The sequence below is a fragment of the Bradyrhizobium sp. CCBAU 45394 genome (assembly GCF_028128655.1).
Lineage (GTDB): Bacteria > Pseudomonadota > Alphaproteobacteria > Rhizobiales > Xanthobacteraceae > Bradyrhizobium > Bradyrhizobium diazoefficiens.
The window spans coordinates 196683-215705 of record NZ_LBIX01000174.1 but is presented as its reverse complement, the minus strand read 5'-3'; the positions used below and the strand labels follow the sequence as shown (position 1 = coordinate 215705).

General features: G+C 65.9%; 16 protein-coding genes and 1 pseudogene. 6 read left to right on the top strand and 11 right to left on the bottom strand.

Annotated elements, in window-relative coordinates; all coding sequences use genetic code 11:
• Positions 1-84 precede the first annotated feature (84 nt).
• The 3 genes from WN73_RS34260 to WN73_RS34250 all read left to right on the top strand — a co-directional run bounded on the left by WN73_RS34260 (position 85) and on the right by WN73_RS34250 (position 3594).
• Positions 85-588, top strand: coding sequence for a YaiI/YqxD family protein (locus tag WN73_RS34260; protein ID WP_271556634.1), 504 nt, complete (start codon positions 85-87; stop codon positions 586-588).
• 2 nt (positions 589-590) lie between these two features.
• Positions 591-2402, top strand: a complete 1812-nt coding sequence (locus tag WN73_RS34255; RefSeq protein WP_271556632.1) for an ABC-F family ATP-binding cassette domain-containing protein — start codon at positions 591-593, stop codon at positions 2400-2402.
• A gap of 112 nt (positions 2403-2514) precedes the next feature.
• Positions 2515-3594 (top strand): D-TA family PLP-dependent enzyme, encoded by a 1080-nt coding sequence (locus WN73_RS34250; RefSeq protein WP_271556630.1) that lies wholly within the window; start codon positions 2515-2517, stop codon positions 3592-3594.
• Here the strand turns inward: WN73_RS34250 and WN73_RS34245 are convergent.
• Positions 3591-4493 carry a LysR family transcriptional regulator gene (locus WN73_RS34245; protein WP_271556628.1) on the bottom strand — a complete coding sequence of 301 codons (903 nt, stop codon included), beginning with the start codon at positions 4491-4493 and terminating at the stop codon, positions 3591-3593. The two genes, WN73_RS34250 and WN73_RS34245, sit on opposite strands and share 4 nt — an antisense overlap.
• A 92-nt stretch (positions 4494-4585) precedes the next feature.
• Here WN73_RS34245 and WN73_RS34240 point away from each other — a divergent pair, with 92 nt between their 5' ends.
• On the top strand, positions 4586-5803 hold the full coding sequence (locus tag WN73_RS34240; RefSeq protein WP_271556627.1) for an MFS transporter: 1218 nt from the start codon (positions 4586-4588) through the stop codon (positions 5801-5803).
• Positions 5804-5833: 30 nt separating this feature from the next.
• On the opposite strand, the gene WN73_RS34235 is transcribed toward WN73_RS34240, so the two are convergent.
• The 8 genes and pseudogenes from WN73_RS34235 to WN73_RS34200 form a co-directional block, all read right to left on the bottom strand.
• The gene (locus tag WN73_RS34235; protein WP_271556625.1) at positions 5834-7066 is read right to left on the bottom strand and encodes an NAD(P)/FAD-dependent oxidoreductase; all 1233 of its coding nucleotides are present in this window, start codon (positions 7064-7066) and stop codon (positions 5834-5836) included.
• A gap of 144 nt (positions 7067-7210) precedes the next feature.
• On the bottom strand, positions 7211-8128 hold the full coding sequence (locus WN73_RS34230) for an SDR family NAD(P)-dependent oxidoreductase (RefSeq protein ID WP_271556623.1): 918 nt from the start codon (positions 8126-8128) through the stop codon (positions 7211-7213).
• Between the two features lie 144 nt (positions 8129-8272).
• Complete coding sequence (locus WN73_RS34225; protein WP_011086736.1) at positions 8273-8752, bottom strand: MaoC family dehydratase; 480 nt, start codon at positions 8750-8752, stop codon at positions 8273-8275.
• A gap of 132 nt (positions 8753-8884) precedes the next feature.
• A complete protein-coding gene (locus WN73_RS34220; RefSeq protein WP_271556621.1) occupies positions 8885-10603 on the bottom strand; it encodes an AMP-binding protein in 1719 nt (572 codons plus the stop codon).
• Between the two features lie 132 nt (positions 10604-10735).
• Positions 10736-11629: pseudogene (mmsB, locus tag WN73_RS34215) on the bottom strand (3-hydroxyisobutyrate dehydrogenase); the annotation flags it as partial.
• A gap of 21 nt (positions 11630-11650) precedes the next feature.
• The gene (locus tag WN73_RS34210) at positions 11651-12718 is read right to left on the bottom strand and encodes an enoyl-CoA hydratase/isomerase family protein (protein ID WP_011086733.1); all 1068 of its coding nucleotides are present in this window, start codon (positions 12716-12718) and stop codon (positions 11651-11653) included.
• The gene (locus WN73_RS34205) at positions 12715-13860 is read right to left on the bottom strand and encodes an isobutyryl-CoA dehydrogenase (RefSeq protein ID WP_011086732.1); all 1146 of its coding nucleotides are present in this window, start codon (positions 13858-13860) and stop codon (positions 12715-12717) included. Before WN73_RS34205 ends, WN73_RS34210 begins: the two co-directional genes overlap by 4 nt.
• 117 nt (positions 13861-13977) lie before the next feature.
• Complete coding sequence (locus tag WN73_RS34200; RefSeq protein WP_027543112.1) at positions 13978-15474, bottom strand: CoA-acylating methylmalonate-semialdehyde dehydrogenase; 1497 nt, start codon at positions 15472-15474, stop codon at positions 13978-13980.
• Positions 15475-15575: 101 nt separating this feature from the next.
• Between WN73_RS34200 and WN73_RS34195 the strand changes: the two genes are divergently transcribed.
• Entirely contained in the window at positions 15576-16484 is a 909-nt protein-coding gene (locus tag WN73_RS34195; RefSeq protein WP_271556616.1) for a LysR family transcriptional regulator, read from the top strand.
• A 113-nt stretch (positions 16485-16597) separates the two neighbouring features.
• On the opposite strand, the gene WN73_RS34190 is transcribed toward WN73_RS34195, so the two are convergent.
• Together WN73_RS34190 and WN73_RS34185 are read right to left on the bottom strand one after the other, a co-directional pair.
• Positions 16598-17218, bottom strand: coding sequence for a TetR/AcrR family transcriptional regulator (locus tag WN73_RS34190; RefSeq protein WP_028170985.1), 621 nt, complete (start codon positions 17216-17218; stop codon positions 16598-16600).
• A gap of 64 nt (positions 17219-17282) precedes the next feature.
• Positions 17283-17816: a PaaI family thioesterase gene (locus WN73_RS34185; RefSeq protein WP_028170984.1), complete on the bottom strand. Its 534-nt coding sequence runs from the start codon at positions 17814-17816 to the stop codon at positions 17283-17285.
• A 154-nt stretch (positions 17817-17970) separates the two neighbouring features.
• On the opposite strand from WN73_RS34185, the gene WN73_RS34180 reads away from it, so the two are divergent.
• The gene (locus WN73_RS34180) at positions 17971-18741 is read left to right on the top strand and encodes an enoyl-CoA hydratase (protein ID WP_271556613.1); all 771 of its coding nucleotides are present in this window, start codon (positions 17971-17973) and stop codon (positions 18739-18741) included.
• Positions 18742-19023 lie beyond the last annotated feature (282 nt).

Here is a 19023-nt window from a genome sequence, read left to right as displayed (position 1 = left end):
TGTTGTTTCGGATCGATCGTAGGCCCCGGGGAACACCGGTCAATCCCCTCGCCTTTGCGGCCCGAATGGGGTACCACCCCGCCAATGACTGACACGCCCACCCGCATCTATGTCGACGCCGACGCCTGTCCGGTGAAGGACGAAATCTACCGCGTCGCGCTCCGGCACGGCGTGCCCGTAAGCGTGGTGGCCGGCAACTTCATCCGCGTGCCGCAGGACCCCTTGATCGAGCGCATCGCGGCGGGAGCCGGCATGGATGCCGCTGACGACTGGATCGCCGAACGCGCCAGGCCCGGCGACGTCGTCGTCACCTCCGACATTCCGCTCGCCAGCCGCTGCGTGAAGGCGGGCGCCGACGTGATCGCGCCGAACGGCAAACCGTTCACCGAAGAGTCGATCGGGATGACGCTGGCGGTACGTAATCTGATGACGGATTTGCGCTCGGCAGGCGAAGTCACCGGCGGCCCGCGATCGTTCGCGCCGCGCGACCGTTCGACGTTCCTCTCGGCGCTCGACCAGACGCTGCGCCGGATCCAGCGGCGCCGCACCGATGCGGCCGCAACGAGCCAGAATTCAAGTCAGGTCTGACGATGGCGCCGCCGCTGATCCAACTCAAGGACATCAAGCTGACGTTTGGCGGCACGCCGCTCTTGAACGGCGTCGAGCTCAACGTTGCGACTGGCGAGCGGGTCTGCCTGATCGGCCGCAACGGCTCGGGCAAATCGACATTGCTGAAGATCGCAGCCGGCCTGGTCGAGCCCGACGGCGGCACGCGCTTCGTGCAGCCGGGCGCCACGATCCGCTATCTGCCGCAGGAGCCTGACTTCGGCGACCACAAGACCACGCTCGCCTATGTCGAGGCGGGACTTGCGCCCGGCGACGACCAGCATCAGGCGCGCTATCTGCTCGAGCAGCTCGGGCTGACCGGCGACGAGAACCCGCACAACCTCTCCGGCGGCGAAGCTCGCCGCGCGGCGCTCGCGTGTGTGCTTGCGCCCTCGCCCGACATCCTGCTGCTGGACGAGCCGACCAACCATCTCGATCTCTCCACCATCGAGTGGCTGGAGCAGGAGCTCGACAGCCGCCGCAGCGCGCTGGTGCTGATCAGCCACGACCGCCGCTTCCTCACCAACCTCTCGCGCTCGACCGCCTGGCTTGACCGCGGCCGGATCAAGCAGATCGACCGCGGTTTTGCCTCGTTCGAAGCCTGGCGCGACGAGGTGCTGGCGGAGGAAGAGCGCGACCAGCACAAGCTCGACCGCAAGATCGTCGACGAGGAGCACTGGCTGCGCCACGGCGTCTCCGGCCGGCGCAAGCGCAACGTCAAGCGGCTTGCCAATCTGCACACGCTGCGCGACCAGCGCCGCAACTATCGCGGCACCGCCGGCAGCGCCAATCTCGCAGCCGCCGAGGCCGAGCAGTCCGGCAAGCTGGTGATCGAAGCCAAGGGCATCACCAAGGCCTATGGCGAGCGCAAGATCGTCGACAATTTCTCCACCCGCATCCAGCGCGGCGACCGGCTCGGCATCATCGGGCCGAACGGCGCCGGCAAGACCACGCTGGTCAATCTGCTCACCGGCGGCATGCAGCCTGACAGCGGCACCGTGCGGCTCGGGGCCAATCTGGAGATGGCAACCCTCGACCAGCACCGTGAAAGCCTCGACCCCAAATCGACGCTGGCGGAGGCGCTGACCGGCGGCCGTGGCGACCAGATCATGGTCGGCGGCAAGCCGAAGCATGTCGTCGGCTACATGAAGGACTTTCTGTTCGCGCAGGAGCAGCGCGGCACGCCGCTGGAAGTGCTCTCGGGCGGCGAACGCGGCCGGCTGATGCTGGCGCGCGCACTGGCCAAGCCCTCGAACCTGCTGGTGCTGGACGAGCCAACCAACGATCTCGACCTCGAAACGCTGGACGTGCTCGAGGACATGCTCGGCGACTACGAGGGCACCGTCATCCTGATCAGCCATGACCGCGACTTCCTCGACCGCGTCGTCACCTCCGTGATCGCGCCTGAGGGCAACGGCAAATGGATCGAATACGCCGGCGGCTACAGCGATATGCTGGCGCAGCGCGGCGCGGACTTGAAGCGCGAGACGGCGAAGGCGCAAGCCCCCGCGGAGAAGAAAGAGGAGCGGATCGCTATTCCCGCTGCCGCGCCAAAGCGGCGATTGAGCTTCAACGAGAAGCACGCGCTGGAAACACTTCCGAAGAAGATGGAGACGTTGCAGGCCGACATCGCCAAGCTGCAACGCGTGCTCGACGATCCCAACCTCTACACCAAGGATCGCAAGACATTCGACGACACCTCCGCCGCCATCGCCAAGGCGCATGACGAATTGTCCGCCGCCGAAGAGCGCTGGCTCGAACTGGAAATGCTCCGCGAAGAAATCGAACAGGCTTGAACCGTAGGATGGGTAGAGCGAAGCGAAACCCATCGACACTTGCCCGGTTGCTGCAAATGATGGGTTTCGCTGCGCTCTACCCATCCTACAGGACCGAATATAGAGACATCACATGACCACTCCTCTCGCCGCCAAGATCGCCCGTGAATACGGCACCCCCTGCGCCGTCATCGACATGGACAAGGTCGAGCGCAACATCGCGCGGATCCAGAAAGCCTGCGACGAGGCCGGCGTCGCCAATCGTCCCCACATCAAGACGCACAAGAACCCAACGATTGCGAAGATGCAGATCGCGGCCGGCGCCAAGGGCATCACCTGCCAGAAGCTCGGCGAGGCGGAGATCATGGCCAATGCCGGCATCGACGACATCCTGATCAGCTACAATCTGCTCGGCGAAGAGAAGATGGCGCGGCTCGGCGCGCTGCAGGCGAAGGCGAACATGACGGTTGCCGCCGACAATTCGACCGTGGTTGCCGGTTTGCCCAAGGCGGCCGCAGCGTCAGGCCGTCCGCTCTCGGTGGTGGTCGAATGCGATACGGGCCGCAAGCGCGCCGGCGTCGAGACGCCGGCCGAGGCGATTGCGCTGGCGCGCGAGATCGCAGGGTCCAAGGGGCTCGCGTTCGCCGGCTTCATGCTCTATCCGACCGAGACCGGCTGGGCCGACGCGCAGAAATTCTACGACGAGGCGCTGGCCGGCGTGCGCGCGCACGGGCTGGATGCAAAGATCGTCTCCACCGGAGGCACGCCGAACCTCGTCAACATCGGCAAGCTCAAGGGCGGCACCGAGCATCGCTTCGGCACTTATATCTACAACGACCGCATGCAGGTCGCGGCCGGCTCCGCCACCTGGGACGACTGCGCGCTGCACATCTATTCGACCGTGGTGAGCCGCGCCGCGCCGGAGCGCGGCATTCTGGACGCCGGCTCGAAGACGCTGACGACGGACACCGGCGGGCTGGACGGCCACGGCCTGATCCTGGAGCACCCCGAAGCCAAGATCGCGCGCTTTGCCGAAGAGCACGGCTTCCTCGATCTCTCCCGCAGCAACACACGCCCGAACGTCGGCGACGTCGTGCGGATCATTCCCAATCATGTCTGCGTCGTCGTCAACATGATGGACGAGGTCGTGATGGTGCGTGGCGAGGAGATCATCGGCACGCTGCCGGTGGCGGCGCGGGGGAAGCTGCGCTAACTCCCGATCAGCGCCTGGAGCTCCCGGTCCAGTCCATCGCGGAACAGCTTGATCGGCCGCTCCAGACGGCCGGCGGGCGCACGATGGACCATCCAGGCGCGCACGGCGGGTTTGAAGTCGCGCGCCACCACCGGCTTGAGCTTGTCGCGAAACGCGCTGCGTTTTAGGGCGATCGGAGTGACCAACCCGACGCCGAGGCCGCGCGACACCAGCGACAGGCGGAGCTCGCTGTCCAGCGCCTCCACGGCGATGCTGAACGGCAGATGCTCGGCGTCGAATTTTCGTTTCAGCGTGTCGCGAAAGCCGCAACCGTCCTGGTTGATCACCCACGACAGCTGCGACAGCCGTTCAAGATCGACGATGCGCGGGATCTTCATGTCGCGCGCAACGACGAACACGACGGGCTGCGCGCCGAGATCGTCGGCGGCGAGATCGGAAGGCGGGACCGCGCCGTCGGGCAGACAGATCGCGGCCGCATCGAGCTCGTTGCGGCAGACACGTTCGAGCTGGTTCGGCGACCAGCCGGAGACGACACGCACGGCCAGCGCGGGAAATTCGGCACGCACCGCGTCGAGCGGTCCGGTCAGCCCCGGCTCCGAGAGGAACGGCGTCAGGCCGAGCCGGAATTCGCCGCGCACCACGCCGTCATTGGCGACCCCTGATTTGAGATCGTCCAGCATCCGGAGCAGGCGCCGGCCCTGCTCATACGCTTCATGGCCCGCCGCTGTCGGTTTCAGCGGCTTGGAGAGCCGGTCCAGAAGCTTCGCCCCCAGCATCTCCTCGAGGTTCTGGATACGCCGCGTCACGCCGGGCTGCGTGAGATTGAGGCGCGCCGAGGCCGCCACGATCGATCCGGTCTCGACCACCGCAACAAACGCGACAAGGTCATGGGTATTCATAACTAACTCGCATATTCTTTATAGGCTTATTTGAATTGTAGCATATTGGACCCGCGGCTTAAAGGGACCTGCACTGAGCCCCGCGAGGTCCCATGACGATTTCAGAAACCCCCACGCTTGCGTCGCGAAACCAACTCGCCGAACGGCCCCTGATCTGGCTTGGCGCCATCACTGCCGGTGTCGTCGTCACCAACCTGTTCGCGCCGCAGATCCTGCTCGGGCAGATCGGGCGCTCCTTGTCCATGCCGGCGTGGCAGGCGGGCCTGATCAGCACGTTGACGCTGCTCGGCTATGCCCTCGGCCTGTTGCTGCTGGTGCCACTGGTCGATCTCGTCGAGAACCGGCGCGTCATCCTGCGCACGCTCGGCTGCGCTATCCTTGCCGCGCTCGCCACGGCGTTTGCGCCGAAGCCGTTCCTGCTCTTGCTTGGCACCTTCGCCCTCGGCGCCTCCTGCGCGGCGATTCAGATGATGGTTCCGCTGGTTGCGTCCATGGTGGCGCCGGAGCGGCGCGGACAGGCCATCGGTGAGGTGATGAGCGGATTGATGATCGGCATTCTGCTGTCGCGGCCTGCGGCGAGCCTGATCGCCGATCTCTGGAGCTGGCGCGCCTATTACGTCGTCTCCGCCGCCCTGATGGCGCTGCTGGCCGGCGCGCTCGGCCGCTACCTTCCAGCCCTGCAATCGCCGGCGCGCGCAAGCTACGGCGAATTGCTGCGCTCATTTCCCAGGCTGCTGCGCGAAGAGCCCGTGCTACGCGTGCGCGCCTGGACCGCATCGCTGGTCATGGCCTCCTTCACCGCCTTCTGGTCGGCGGTCGCGCTGCGACTGCCGGAGGCGCCGTTCGGCCTCGATGCCAAGGGAATTGCCGCTTTCGCGCTGATTGGCGTCGTTGGCGCCGCCGCGACGCCGATGGCCGGCCGGTGGGGGGACAAGGGATGGGCACGCTCGATGTTTGTTGCGGCCCATCTGCTCATCATCGGCTCGCTCGCGCTCTGCGCCTGGGCCGGCGCGCTGGAGTCCCGCATTGCCGCCCTCCTCGTGCTCAGTCTGGGCACCATCCTGCTCGATGTCGGCATCACCACCGACCAGACGCTCGGCCGCCGGGCAATCAACCTGTTGCGGCCCGAGGCACGCGGCCGCATCAACGGCCTGTTCGTCGCGCTGTTCTTCATCGGCGGCGGTGTCGGTGCCGCCGCGGCATCGCTGGCATGGACCCTCGGCGGCTGGACGATGGTCTGCGCGGTGGCGGCGAGTTTTGGGGTGCTCGGCCTGGTCACGGATCTCGTCAGCCGGACGGGGACGTCATGAGCGCCTCTATCAGCGAGCCTCGACAGGGTTCTATGAGCGCTTCAGGCACCCCAGCACACCCCTGCCCGCGGCAGCGCCGGTCGCGAACGACGCCTGCAGCAGATAGCCGCCGGTCGGCGCCTCCCAGTCCAGCATTTCGCCGGCGGCGAACACGCCCGGCAGCTTGCGGATCATGAAGTCCGCGTCGAGCTCGTCAAACGAAAGGCCGCCTGCAGTCGAGATCGCGCGATCGATCGGGGCAACGCCGGTGAGCTGAACCGGAATTGCGTTGATCAGGTGTGCGAGCTCGGCCGGCGAGAACGATGCCAGCGGCCGGCCGGATGCGATCGCGGCCTCCTGCATCAGGCCGATCCCGACCGGCGATACTTGCGCGGCCTTGCGCAGGAAGTTTGCGAGCGATTGCTTGCCGCGCGTACCTGACAGGCGCGTGGTCAGCGCGGCGGCGCCGAGGTCGGGCCGCAGTGCGATGGTCAGCGTCGCCTGCCCGATCCCCAGCACCGCCTCGCGCAGCTCCGCCGACAGCGCGTAGATCGCGCCGCCTTCGATGCCGCTGCGGGTGATCATCGCTTCGCCGCGCACCGTGTGTGCACCGATCGTCAGCGCCACGCCCTTGAGCGGCTGGCCCTCGAAACGGTCACGGAACAATTCGGACCAGGCGACGGTGAAGCCGGAATTGGCCGGCCGCAGCTTTGAGATGGCAATGCCGTTGGCCGCAAGGATATCGACCCAGCCGCCGTCCGACCCGAGCCGCGGCCAGCTTGCGCCGCCGAGCGCAAGGACCGTGGCATCGGCCGCAACGACGGAGGCGCCGCTCCGGGTTTGGAACAACAGCCGCCCTTCCCCATCCCACCCGGTCCAGCGATGGCGAAAGGCGAACCGTACGCCGCTGGCGTCCAGTCGCCGTAGCCAGGCGCGCAGCAATGGCGAGGCCTTGAATGCCTTCGGAAACACGCGGCCGCTGGTGCCGACAAAGGTCGGCTCGCCCAGCGCCTCGCTCCAGGCGCGTAGCGCGTCGGGTGGAAACGCTTCGATCGCGGCCTGCAGCTTCGCCGCCGCCTCGCGATAGCGCGGCATGAACTGCGGCAGAGGCTCGCTGTGAGTGAGGTTGAGCCCGCCGCGGCCCGCCATCAGGAATTTGCGGCCGGCGGATGGCATCGCGTCGTAGACGGTGACGCGCGCGCCACCCTGCGCCAGCACCTCGGCCGCCATCAGCCCGGCCGGACCTGCGCCAATGATGGCAACGTGGGATTCGGGTGCGGTCATGGTGGGAATTTAGGCCAGATTCTAGCGCCCAGCTCGTCGTTCCAGGGCGCGCCTTCTTGGGCGCGAACCCGGAATCCATTAGACGACGGATTCTGAGGCACGATGGATTCCGGGTTCGCGCTACGCGCGCCCCGGAATGACAACTCAGAGCTTGATGCCGGCCCTGGCCGCGGCCTGCGCAACATACTTCTGCGTCTGCTCGAAGGCGCCCTGCAAAGCCTTCGCCTTCGACATGTCGCTGATCTCGGCGAAATGCGCGGCGACCGCGTCCGGCGTCCATTCGGACTCCGGCAGGTTGATGCCTTCGCTCTCGACAATCTTGATCACGGCGAAGGAGCCGGCACCGGCGCCCATGATGGTGCGGGTGGGCGCATCCTCGCTCAGCATGTACTCGACCGCCGGCGTGATCGCGTTCGGCTTCATCAGTTGCAGCGCCTGCGGCGGCAGCAGCTCTTCGGTCATGCGGGTCGCCGCGGTCGGCGAGATGATGTTGACGCGGATGTTGGTCTTGCGGCCCTCTTCCGCCAGCACATTCATCAGGCCGACCATGCCGGACTTCGCCGCGCCGTAATTGGCCTGGCCGAAATTACCGTAAAGGCCGGAGGACGACGTGGTCAGCACGATGCGGCCGTAGTTGCGGTCGCGCATGCCGGCCCAGGCCGCCTTGCAGCAGTAGAAGGTGGCGACGAGGTGCACGTCGAGCACCTTCTGGAAATCGGCCGCCTCCATCTTGCCGAACGACTTGTCGCGCAGGATGCCGGCATTGGCGCACAAGAGGTCGACGCTGCCCCATTCCTTCGTGGCACGCTCGACCATCGCGGTGACCTGCTCGAAGTTCGAGACGTCGGCACCGTCGGCCATCGCGGTGCCGCCGGCTTTGCGGATCTCCTCGACCACGGCTTCCGCTGGCGACAGCGAGCCGCCGGTGCCGTCGCGCGCACCGCCGAAATCGTTGACCACGACCTTGGCGCCGCGGCTCGCCAGCCCCAGCGCATGCGCCCGTCCGAGGCCATTGCCCGCGCCGGTGACGATGGCGACGCGTCCGTCAAACCTGATTGCCATTGTGCTTCCTTTCTTCCTTCTCCCCTCGTGGGAGAAGGTGGCGCGAAGCCACCCTCTCCCACAGGGGGAGTGGGTAAGAGAGCTCCGCGAGAGATCGGACAGCTTTTGAGCAGCGTTGAAGGACCGGGTCAAGCCCGGCCAGACCTACGCGAAATAGATCAGGCCCAGCCACTCGGCGACCAGCGCGGGCTTGTCCTCGCCCTCGATCTCGACAGTGACATTGGTGCGGGACTGCAGCTCGTTCGGCTTGCGCAGCTTGGCTTCCGCCAGCACGAAACGGCCACGGACGCGCTTTCCCGAGCGCACCGGCGAGATGAAGCGCAGCTTGTCGAAGCCGTAATTGACGCCCATCGTGGTGCCGGCGATGACCGGCATCACCTCATAGGACATGATCGACAGCAGCGACATGGTCAGGAAGCCGTGCGCGATGGTGGTGCCGAACGCGGTCTCCTTCTTTGCCCGTTCAGGGTCGACGTGGATAAACTGGTGATCCTCGATCACGTCGGCATAGGTGTCGATGCGGGGCTGGTCGATCAGGTGCCATGACGACACGCCGATCTCCTTGCCGACCATGGCCTGATAGGCGTCCAGCGTAATCGGCGGCTTCTTCCAGACTTCGTTCATTGATAGCTCCAGATGGCGTCATTCCGGGCCGATGCGCAGCATCGAGCCCGGAATCCATTGTGCCACAGAGCTTGTCGCCGAATGGATTCCGGGTTCGCGGTCCGCGCGCCCCGGAATGACGAAGGTACCCACTTAACTCTCGCCCCGGGTTTTCGACAGCTCCGGAAAATCCTCCTCGCGGAATTCCCGGCCACGCAGCGGATCGCCCCGATCATCGTCGCGCTCGAGACGTCGTAGCTGCACGCGGCGGATTTTGCCAGAGATCGTCTTCGGCAGCTCGGTGACGATTTCAAGGCGGCGGATGCGCTTGAACGGCGCAAGTCGGGTGTGCAGGTGCTTGAAGATCGACAGCGCCGTCTCCGGCGTTCGCTCCGCACCCGAAGTCAGCAGCACGAACGCCTTGGGGATTGCCAGCCGGATCGGATCCGGGCTCGGCACCACGGCAGCCTCGGCGACGAGTTCATGCTCGAGCAACACGCTTTCCAGCTCGAACGGACTGATGCGGTAATCGGACGATTTGAACACGTCGTCGGAGCGGCCGACGAAGGTGAGATAACCATCTTCGTCTTCGAACACGACGTCGCCGCTGCGATAGAGTGCGCCCTCGGCACCCGAGAGCTTGCCGTCGTCGCCCTGATAGCCCTGCATCAGGCCGGCGGGACGGTTCGCCCCGAGCACCAGCGTCACCTCGCCTTCCTTCGCCGGGTTGCCGTCGGCATCGCTGACCTGCACGCGATAGCCCGGCAGCGGGCGGCCCATCGAGCCGACCTTGATGTTTTGCCCCGGCGAGTTGCCGGCAAGCGCGGTGGTCTCGGTCTGGCCGTAGCCGTCGCGGATGGTGAGGCCCCAGGCCGCCTGCACCTGGTCGATCACCTCGGGATTGAGCGGCTCGCCGGCGCCGCAGACCTCGCGCAACGCGACCTTGAACGAGGCAAGGTTCTCCTGGATGAACAGCCGCCACACCGTCGGCGGCGCGCACAGCGTGGTGACACCGCAGCGGCCGATGGTGGCGAGCAGCGCCTTCGCGTCGAAGCGCGGCTGGTTCACCACGAACACGGTGGCGCCCGCGTTCCACGGCGCGAAGAAGCAGCTCCAGGCGTGCTTGGCCCAGCCGGGCGATGAGATGTTGAGATGGACGTCGCCGGGCTTCAGCCCGATCCAGTACATGGTGGAGAGATGGCCGACGGGATAGCTGCGCTGGCTATGCAGCACCAGCTTCGGCTTTGCCGTGGTGCCCGAGGTGAAATAGAGCAGCATCGGGTCGTCGGCGTGGGTGGGGCCGTCGGGCGCGAAGCTATCCGGAGCCTCTGCCGCTTCATCGTAAGCGAGCCAGCCATCGGAGGCCGCGCCGACCACGATGCGGACGACATTCTCTGCACCGAGGCTCGCGAACTTCGCGACCTGGTCCTGCGCGGCCACCACGGCCTTCGCCTTGCCGCGATCGAGCCGGTCGCGCAGCTCGTCGGCGGTGAGCAGCGTGGTGGCGGGGATGACGACGACACCGAGCTTCATCGCAGCGAGCATGGTCTCCCACAGCGGAACCACATTGCCGAGCAGCAGCAGGAGATGGTCGCCACGCCTCAAGCCCTGCGCGCGGAGGAAGTTGGCGACCTGATTGGAGCGGCGCGACAGCGCCGCGAAGGACAATTTCGTCTGCCGGTCCTGCGCGGCATCGACGATCCAGAGCGCGGGGCGATCCTTGCTCTCCGCATTCGCCGCCAGCTCGGCGTCGAACCAGTCGAGCGCCCAGTTGAAGGGGGCCGGATCGGGCCAGCGGAAGCCTTTGACCGCTGCCTCGTAATCCGTGCGGTGTTGTAGAAGAAACGCGCGCGCTTCCTGAAATGTCGTCATGGTCCGGGCCCGTCCAATTGACCTGCGAGCGTAGCCCGGATGGAGCGAATCGCAATCCGGGGCCGGCTACGCAATTGGCAGAGCCTGTCCCGGATTTCGCTTCGCTCCATCCGGGCTACGGGCAAAGCCTCGCTATTTTCCAGCGAGGCCGCGAACGTGCTTGATAATTCCGGAAAAATCCACCCCGCCCTGCCCCGCCTTGTCGAAGGCCTGGTAAATCTCCTGCGCATGCTGCCCGAGCGGCGTCGCCGCGCCGGCGGCCTTGGCGGCATCCTGCGCCAGGGTCAGGTCCTTCACCATCAGTGCCGAGGCGAAACCCGGCTTGTAGTCGTTGTTCGCCGGAGAGGTCGGCACCGGGCCCGGAACCGGACAATAGGTCGTCAGCGACCAGCACTGGCCCGACGAGGTCGAGGCGACGTCGAACAGCGCCTGATGCGAGAGGCCGAGCTTCTCACCCAGCGCGAAGGCCTCGCTCACAGCGATCATGGAAATGCCGAGGATCATGTTGTTGCAGATCTTGGCCGCCTGGCCGGCGCCGGCGCCGCCGCAATGCACGATCTTCTTGCCCATGTTTTCGAGCACGGGCTTTGCCGCGGCGAACGCCTTGTCCTCGCCGCCGCACATGAAGGTGAGCGTCGCCCCCTTGGCGCCGCCGGTACCGCCGGACACCGGCGCATCCACCGAAAGCACGCCGTTCTTGGCGGCCAGCGCGTGTGCCTGCCGCGCGCTCTCGACGTCGATGGTGGAGGAGTCAATGATCAGCGCGCCCTTGGTCATGACAGGGACGACCTCGTTCCAGACGCCGAGCACATGCTTGCCGGCCGGCAGCATGGTGACGACGACATCGGCGCCCTTCACTGCGCCCGATGCGCTGTCGGCAATGCCGGCGCCATCGGCCTTGGCTTGCGCGCGCGAGGCCTCGACGAGGTCGAACGCGACGACCTTGTGGCCGGCCTTGACCAGATTGGCCGCCATCGGGCCGCCCATGTTGCCGAGACCGATGAATGCGATCGTGGCCATTGTCGTTTCCTCCGCTTGAGACTGTTGTTAGTTGAACTTGAGTTCGTCGGCGCCAATCTCGGCGAGATACGGCGCAAGCAATTCCGGCGTCACATCCTCGATCCGCGGCGGCGACCAGATCGGATTGCGGTCCTTGTCGATCACGGCGGCGCGTACGCCCTCGCGGAAATCGTCGCTGCGGAAGACCTCCAGCGCGGCGCGATATTCGCGCACCAGACATTCTTCCAGGCTCGACGCGGCGCGTGCCAGCCGCAGCAGCTTCAGCGTCACCACCATGCCGCGCGGCGATTTTTCGCCGAGCGTCTTCAGTGTCGCCAGAGCAAATTCGGAACCGTCGCGCTTGAGCGCGGCGACGATGTCCTCCATCCGGTCGAAGCCGAACAGCGCATCGATCATCGGCTCCTTTGCCGCGACCGGCCCGGCGGTCTCGCCGGTCGCAAAGCCGTTGATGAGCTTGCCGACCTCGGCCGCGGTTGCACCGGAGCGCAGCTTCGTCAGCGCATCCCGCAGCTCCGGCCATTTCGCCGCCGGCACCACCCAATCGGCGAACTTCGCGTGGATCGCGTCCGGCCCGTTCATGGTCTGGCCGGTCAGGCCGAAATAGGTGCCGATCTCGCCCGGCGAGCGCGACAACAGATAAGTGCCGCCGACGTCCGGGAAGAAGCCGAGCCCGACCTCGGGCATCGCGAGTTTGGTGCGATCGGTGACGACGCGGTGGCTCGCATGCGCGGAGAGCCCGACGCCGCCGCCCATCACGATGCCGTCCATGAAGGCGACATAGGGCTTTGGAAACCTCTTGATCCGGGCGTTGAGGATATATTCCTCGCGCCACAGGATCTTGCCGAGGTCGCCATGAACCTTCGAGCTTTCCCAGAGCGTGCGGATGTCGCCGCCGGCACACAGGCCGCGCTCGCCGGCGCCCTCCAGCACGATCACGGCGACGGCCGCATCGGTCTCGAAGCGGTCGAGCGCGGTCTCGATGTCGCGAAACATCTCGAGCGTCACGGCATTGATGGCCTTGGGACGGTTGAGCCTGATGACGCCGGCCGATCCCTCGACGCGGGCGACCAGATCGCCCTCTTCCGCTGCCGTCATCGCGCGCCCTCGATCAGTTTGCGCGCCACGATGAGCCGCATGATTTCATTGGTGCCTTCGAGGATCTGGTGCACGCGCAGATCGCGCACGATCTTCTCGATGCCGTATTCGCTGAGGTAGCCGTAGCCGCCGTGAAGCTGGAGCGCTTGGTTGGCGACCTCGAAGCCGACATCGGTGCCGAAGCGCTTGGCCATCGCGCAGAGCATGGTGGCGTCAGGATCCTTGCGGTCGAGCGCCGCCGCGGCCCGCCACAGGAACGTGCGCGCGGCCTCGAGCTCAATCGCCATGTCGGCAAGACGGAATTGCAGCGCCTGGAATTCGTCGAGGCGTTTTCCAAACGCCTTGCGCTCCTTCATATAGTTGCGCGCCTTGTCGAGCGCGGTCTGCGCGCCACCGAGCGAGCATGCCGTGATGTTGAGACGGCCGCCATCGAGGCCGGCCATCGCGATCTTGAAGCCGACGCCCTCCTCGCTCAGCCGGTTGGCGACCGGCACGCGGGCGTTCTCGAACATGACGGCGCGGGTCGGCTGCGCATTCCAGCCCATCTTGCGCTCGTTGGCACCGAAGGAGACTCCCGGTGTGTTGCCGTCAATGACGAGCGTCGAGATGCCGCCGGGGCCGTCGCCGCCGGTCCTGACCATCGCGACCAAAAGGTCGGTGCCGCCGGCGCCCGAGATGAACTGCTTCTGGCCGTTGAGCACATAATGGTCGCCATCGCGCACCGCGCGGGTGCGCAGCGCCGCCGCATCGGAGCCGGCGCCCGGCTCGGTCAGGCAATAGCTCGCGATCAGCTCCATGGTGCAGAGCTTCGGCAGCCATTTGTGGCGCTGGGTGTCGCTGCCGTAGGCATCGATCATCCAGGACGCCATGTTGTGGATGGAGATGAAGGCCGACGTGGTCGGACAGCCCGTCGCCAGCGCCTCGAAGATCAGCGCCGCGTCGAACCTGGTCATAGCGGAGCCACCGACATCCTCGCGGATGTAGATACCGCCCATGCCGAGCGTCGCCGCCTCGCGCATCACGTCGACGGGGAAATGCTTCTCCTCGTCCCAGCGCAGCGCGTGCGGCGCGATCTTTTCCGCCGCAAACGCCAACGCCATGTCGCGAACCGCGATCTGATCCTCGTTCAGAGCGAACTGCATGCTGGGCTGCTCATTTTTCTCGTCATTGCGAGCGAAGCGAAGCAATCCAGACTGTCTCCGCGGAAAGATCCTGGATTGCTTCGTCGCAAGAGCTCCTCGCAATGACGGCTGAGGAGATCACTTCATCAGCGGGATCGAGAACTCCGCGCCTTCCTTGACGCCGGACGGCCAGCGCGAGGTCACCGTCTTGGTCTTGGTGTAGAAGCGGACCGAGTCCGGGCCGTGCTGGTTGAGGTCGCCGAAGCCCGACTTCTTCCAGCCACCGAAGGTGTAATAGGCGATCGGCACCGGGATCGGCACGTTGATGCCGACCATGCCGACATTGACCTTGGCCGCGAAGTCGCGCGCCGCGTCGCCGTCGCGGGTGAAGATCGCAACGCCGTTGCCGTAGTCATGCTCAGATGGCAGCGCCAGCGCTTCCTTGTAGTCGTGCGCGCGCACCACCGAGAGCACCGGGCCGAAGATCTCTTCCTTGTAGATCCGCATGTCCTTGGTGACGTTGTCGAACAGCGAACCGCCGAGATAGAAGCCCTTCTCGTAGCCCTGCATCTTGAAGCCGCGGCCGTCGACGGCGAGCGTCGCGCCTTCCTTGATGCCGATGTCGATGTAGCCCTTGACCTTCTCGACCGCCTCGCGCGTCACCAGCGGACCGTAATCGGCCGACGGATCGATCGAGGTGCCGATCTTGAGGCTCTCGACGCGCGGGATCAGCTTTTCCATCAGGCGGTCGGCGGTGGACTTGCCGACGGGCACCGCGACGGAGACGGCCATGCAGCGCTCGCCGGCCGAGCCGTAGCCGGCGCCGATCAGCGCATCGACCGCCTGGTCCATGTCGGCGTCGGGCATGATGATGGCGTGGTTCTTGGCGCCGCCGAAGCACTGGCAGCGCTTGCCGGTCTGCGCGGCGCGCTCATAGATGTACTGCGCGATCGGCGTGGAGCCGACGAATCCGACGGCCTTGATGTCGGGGTCGTCGAGGATGGCGTCGACCGCTTCCTTGTCGCCGTTGACGACATTGAGGATGCCGGCCGGCAGGCCCGCTTCCATCATCAGTTCGGCGAGCAGCATCGGCACGCCGGGATCGCGCTCGGAGGGCTTGAGGATGAAGGCGTTGCCGCAGGCGATCGCGGGCGCGAACTTCCACATCGGGATCATCGCCGGGAAATTGAACGGCGTGATGCCGGCGACGACGCCGAGCGCCTGGCGCATCGAATAGATGTCGATGCCGGGGCCGGCGCCCTCGGTGTACTCGCCCTTCATCAGATGCGGGATGCCGCAGGCGAACTCGGCGACCTCGAGGCCGCGCTGGATGTCGCCCTTGGCGTCCGGCACGGTCTTGCCGTGCTCGCGGGCCAGCAGCTCGGCGAGCTTGTCGTAGTCGCGCTGGACCAGCTCGACGAATTTCATCATGACGCGGGCGCGGCGCTGCGGGTTGGTCGCGGCCCATTCCGGCTGCGCGGCGCGGGCGTTCTCCACGGCAGCGCGGACCTCGGCCTTGGACGCCAGCGCCACCTTGGCCTGCACGTCACCGGTCATCGGCTCGAAAACGTCGGCGGTGCGGCCCGAGGTACCCTTGACCTCCTTGCCGCCGATGAAATGTCCGATTGAACGCATGGAAATATCTCCTTCAGGCCAGCCTCTTCGCTTTGACAAATCCTATCGACCTGCATTTTATAGGATTCAAGTCTGATATATTGCACCATAGATGTGCGAAAATGCTGGATCAAGGCGCTATCGACTGGGACGACTTTCGCTTCGTGCTGGCCATCGTGCGGGGCGGCTCGGTTTCGGCTGCGGCAAAACAGCTCGGAGTCGACCATGCCACCGTGATCCGGCGCGTGGACCGGCTGGAGAAGCACCTGTCGGCCAAGCTGTTTGACCGGCGCAAGACCGGCTATCTCCTCACCGAGGCCGGCCAGCGCGTCGCCGACAGCGCGGAAGCGATGGAATCGACCATCGTCGCCAACCAGGAGCAGGTCGGCGGCTCCGTGGCGCGGCTGACCGGAACGGTGCGGATCGGTGCGCCCGATGGCTTCGGTACCGCCTTCCTGGCGCCGCGGCTGGCGCCCTTCGCGGACCGGTATCCCGATCTCGATCTGCAACTTGTGGCAACTGCGCGGCTGTTCAGTCTCTCCAAGCGCGAGGCCGACATCGCGATCAGCCTGACCATGCCGAAGGAGGGCCGCATCGTCGGCCGCAAGCTGCTCGACTACCGCCTCGGGCTCTATGCCGCCCCCGCCTATCTCGACCGCTTCCCGCCGATCGTCTCGCGCGAGGTGCTGCCGCAGCACCGCTTTGTCGGCTACATCGAGGAGCTCCTGTTCACGCCGGAGCTCGACTATCTGCCGCAGGTGTCGCCGCGGATTTCCGCACGCTTCCGCAGCGCCAATCTGATCGCACAGCTCAACGCCACGCTCTCGGGCTTTGGCATCGCGGTGCTGCCGCATTTCATGGCGAGCGACTATCCGCACCTTGTCGCGGTGCTGCCGGAGGAGATCTCGATCACGCGGACGTTCTGGATGCTGATGCACGCCGACAGCAAGGACCTCGCCCGGATCAGGGCCGTGGCGGACTACATCGGCGAGATCGTGGAGCGCGAGCGGGCGTTGTTTGCGGGGCGGTAAGCACCGATCCCGTAGGTGGGCAAAGCGAAGCGTGCCCACCATGCCAACTACGATCACGGAGAGACGGTGGGCACGGCGCAAGAGCGCCTTTGCCCACCCTACGGCATCTCGGCCTAACTCTGCTTCGCCTTCTTCACCGCCGCCACCTTCGGCTCACGCTTCGCACCATCCAGCGCGCTGTCCCTGCCCGCCTTCAGCACCTCGTCCGACAGTTCGCTGGAGCCGGCGATGCGCGCCAGCAGCATGGTGCCGGCCATCGTCGCCAGCGTCGCGATCGCCTGCTTGCGCGCCGCCTTGCGCGGCAGGTTCGGGATGTAGTCGGTCATCATCTCGATCATCTCGTCGAGCTTGCCGGCGAAGGCCTTTCGCGTCTTCGGGCTCTCGCGGGCGATCTCGGCGCCCAGCGCGGGAATCGAGCAGCCATGGCCGGGATTGTCGCGATGCAGCGCGGAGAGATAGGTCTCTGCGATCAGCGCCAGCCGTTTCTCGGGAGAGACCTCGCCACTGATCTTGCGCCAGTGCTCCATCGAGCGGTCCATGGCGTAGGCAAAGGCCTCGATCACCAGCGCCTCGCGGGAATCGAAATGCGCGTAGAAGCCGCCATGGGTCAGGCCCGCCTCCTTCATGAGGTCGGCGACGCCGATGCCGTGCGCACCCTTTTCGCGCAGCCGCACGGAGGCCTTCTTCACGATGCGGTCGTGGGTTTCCTGCTTGTGTTCCCGGGAATAGCGCATGCGGGTCTCATTGGATGTCGGAGATCATTTCATAACACAAGAATGGACCGGACGGTGAATTAATTCATGTTAAGATATTGCCAATCATGGAAAAGGTTGCAGTTGCATGGACTGCGAGCGCCCCCTTGCCGTCGCGGACGAACCCCTCGGTGTAGCTGGTCTGCCGTCCCAGCTTGATGATCTTGCCTTCGGCCGTGATCAGCCCGGACCGGACCGACAGCGGACGCAGGAACGTCATTTTCAGATCGAGGGTCACGGACGACTGCCCGGCCTCCAGCCGGGTCGAAATGGCGCATCCCATGGCGGTGTCGATCAGCGCCGCGGCCGTCGCGCCATGCAGAAGGCCGATGGTATTTTCGAGATCCTCGCGCGGCTCCAATTGCATCACGATCCGGCCCGGCTCGACCACCGCCATGGTGAAGCCGATCAGCTTTGCGAAGGGCGGCGGCGGCAGCCGGCCATCGCGAATGCCCAGCATGGCGTCCATGCCCGACAGGCCCATCGCCGCTTTCGCGACCGGCGCAGGGACCTGCCAGTCCACCACACGCTCGCGCCGCTGCGTGGGCGAAAACAGGTCGAGTTGATCGATGTCGGTCATGGCAGCCTCTTTGTATGACATACATCATACTATGCCACGAACTTCGCGCTGGCAACTCCGTCTCCCCGGCCCGCTTGACAAGCAACGCGTTTCGGCCCGGAAGTGACCCCGACCGGTGCGCCCGCGCACGTCCAACAAAGGTCGAGATCCCACGATGGAAATGCTCAACAACCACTGCGGCGTGACGCGCGATGCGCGCGGCGTCGTTCACGTCGCGATCTGCAACGCCGGCTCGCTCAACATCCTCGGCTCGCCCGTCACCGACGCGGTGCGCGAAGGCCTGCAACAGCTCGCCTCCGATCGCAGCATCCGCGTCGTGGTGCTGCGCGGCCAGAGCGAGAAGAGCATGATCGGCGGCGCCGACATCAAGGAGATGGCCAAGCTCGAGCAGGCATCGGCCGAAGCCTTCATCAGCCGCCTGCGCGATCTCTGCGAGGCCGTGCGCCAGTTCCCCGCCCCCGTGATCGCGCGCATGCCCGGCTGGTGCCTCGGCGGCGGGCTCGAGGTGGCGGCCGCGTGCGACTTCCGCATCGCCGCGCATGATGCGCATTTCGGCATGCCGGAGGTCCGCGTCGGCATTCCCTCGGTGATCCACGCCGCGCTGTTGCCGCGCCTGATCGGCTGGGCCCGCTCGCGCTGGCTGGTGATGACGGCAGAGAACATCGACGCGCCGACGGCGCTCGCTTGGGGCCTGGTCGACAAGGTGGCGCCCGAGGGCGGGCTGGATGCAGCCGTCGAGCACACGGTGAAGGCGCTGCTCGAATGCGGCCCCGAGGCGTTGCGGTCGCAAAAGGCGCTGCTACGGCAATGGGAGGAACTGCCGCTGACGGAGTCGGTGAACCTCAGCGTCAAGGTGTTCGGCGAGTCGTTCCTGACCGACGAGCCGACGCGCCTGATGCAGGCGTTCGTGAACAGGAAGCGGTAAGCGCTGGACGGGGTGCTTCGTTCCGCATGACGCTGTCATCGCCCGCGCGGCGGGAGATCCAGTATTCCAGAGGCTGCGGTGATTGAGCCGAGAAGCCGCGGCGTTCTGGATGCCCTCGCCTTCGCGGGGCAGACATCGTCATTGGGGGAGCGCTTTCGTTCCTAGAGTCACAGCCCCTCCTCCGATCGCAGGAGGAAATCTCATGCGAACCACAAGATTTTCTCATCCCAGCCGCCGTTGCATTTTTTGCGCCGCATCATATGATGCGCATAATCTTACTCA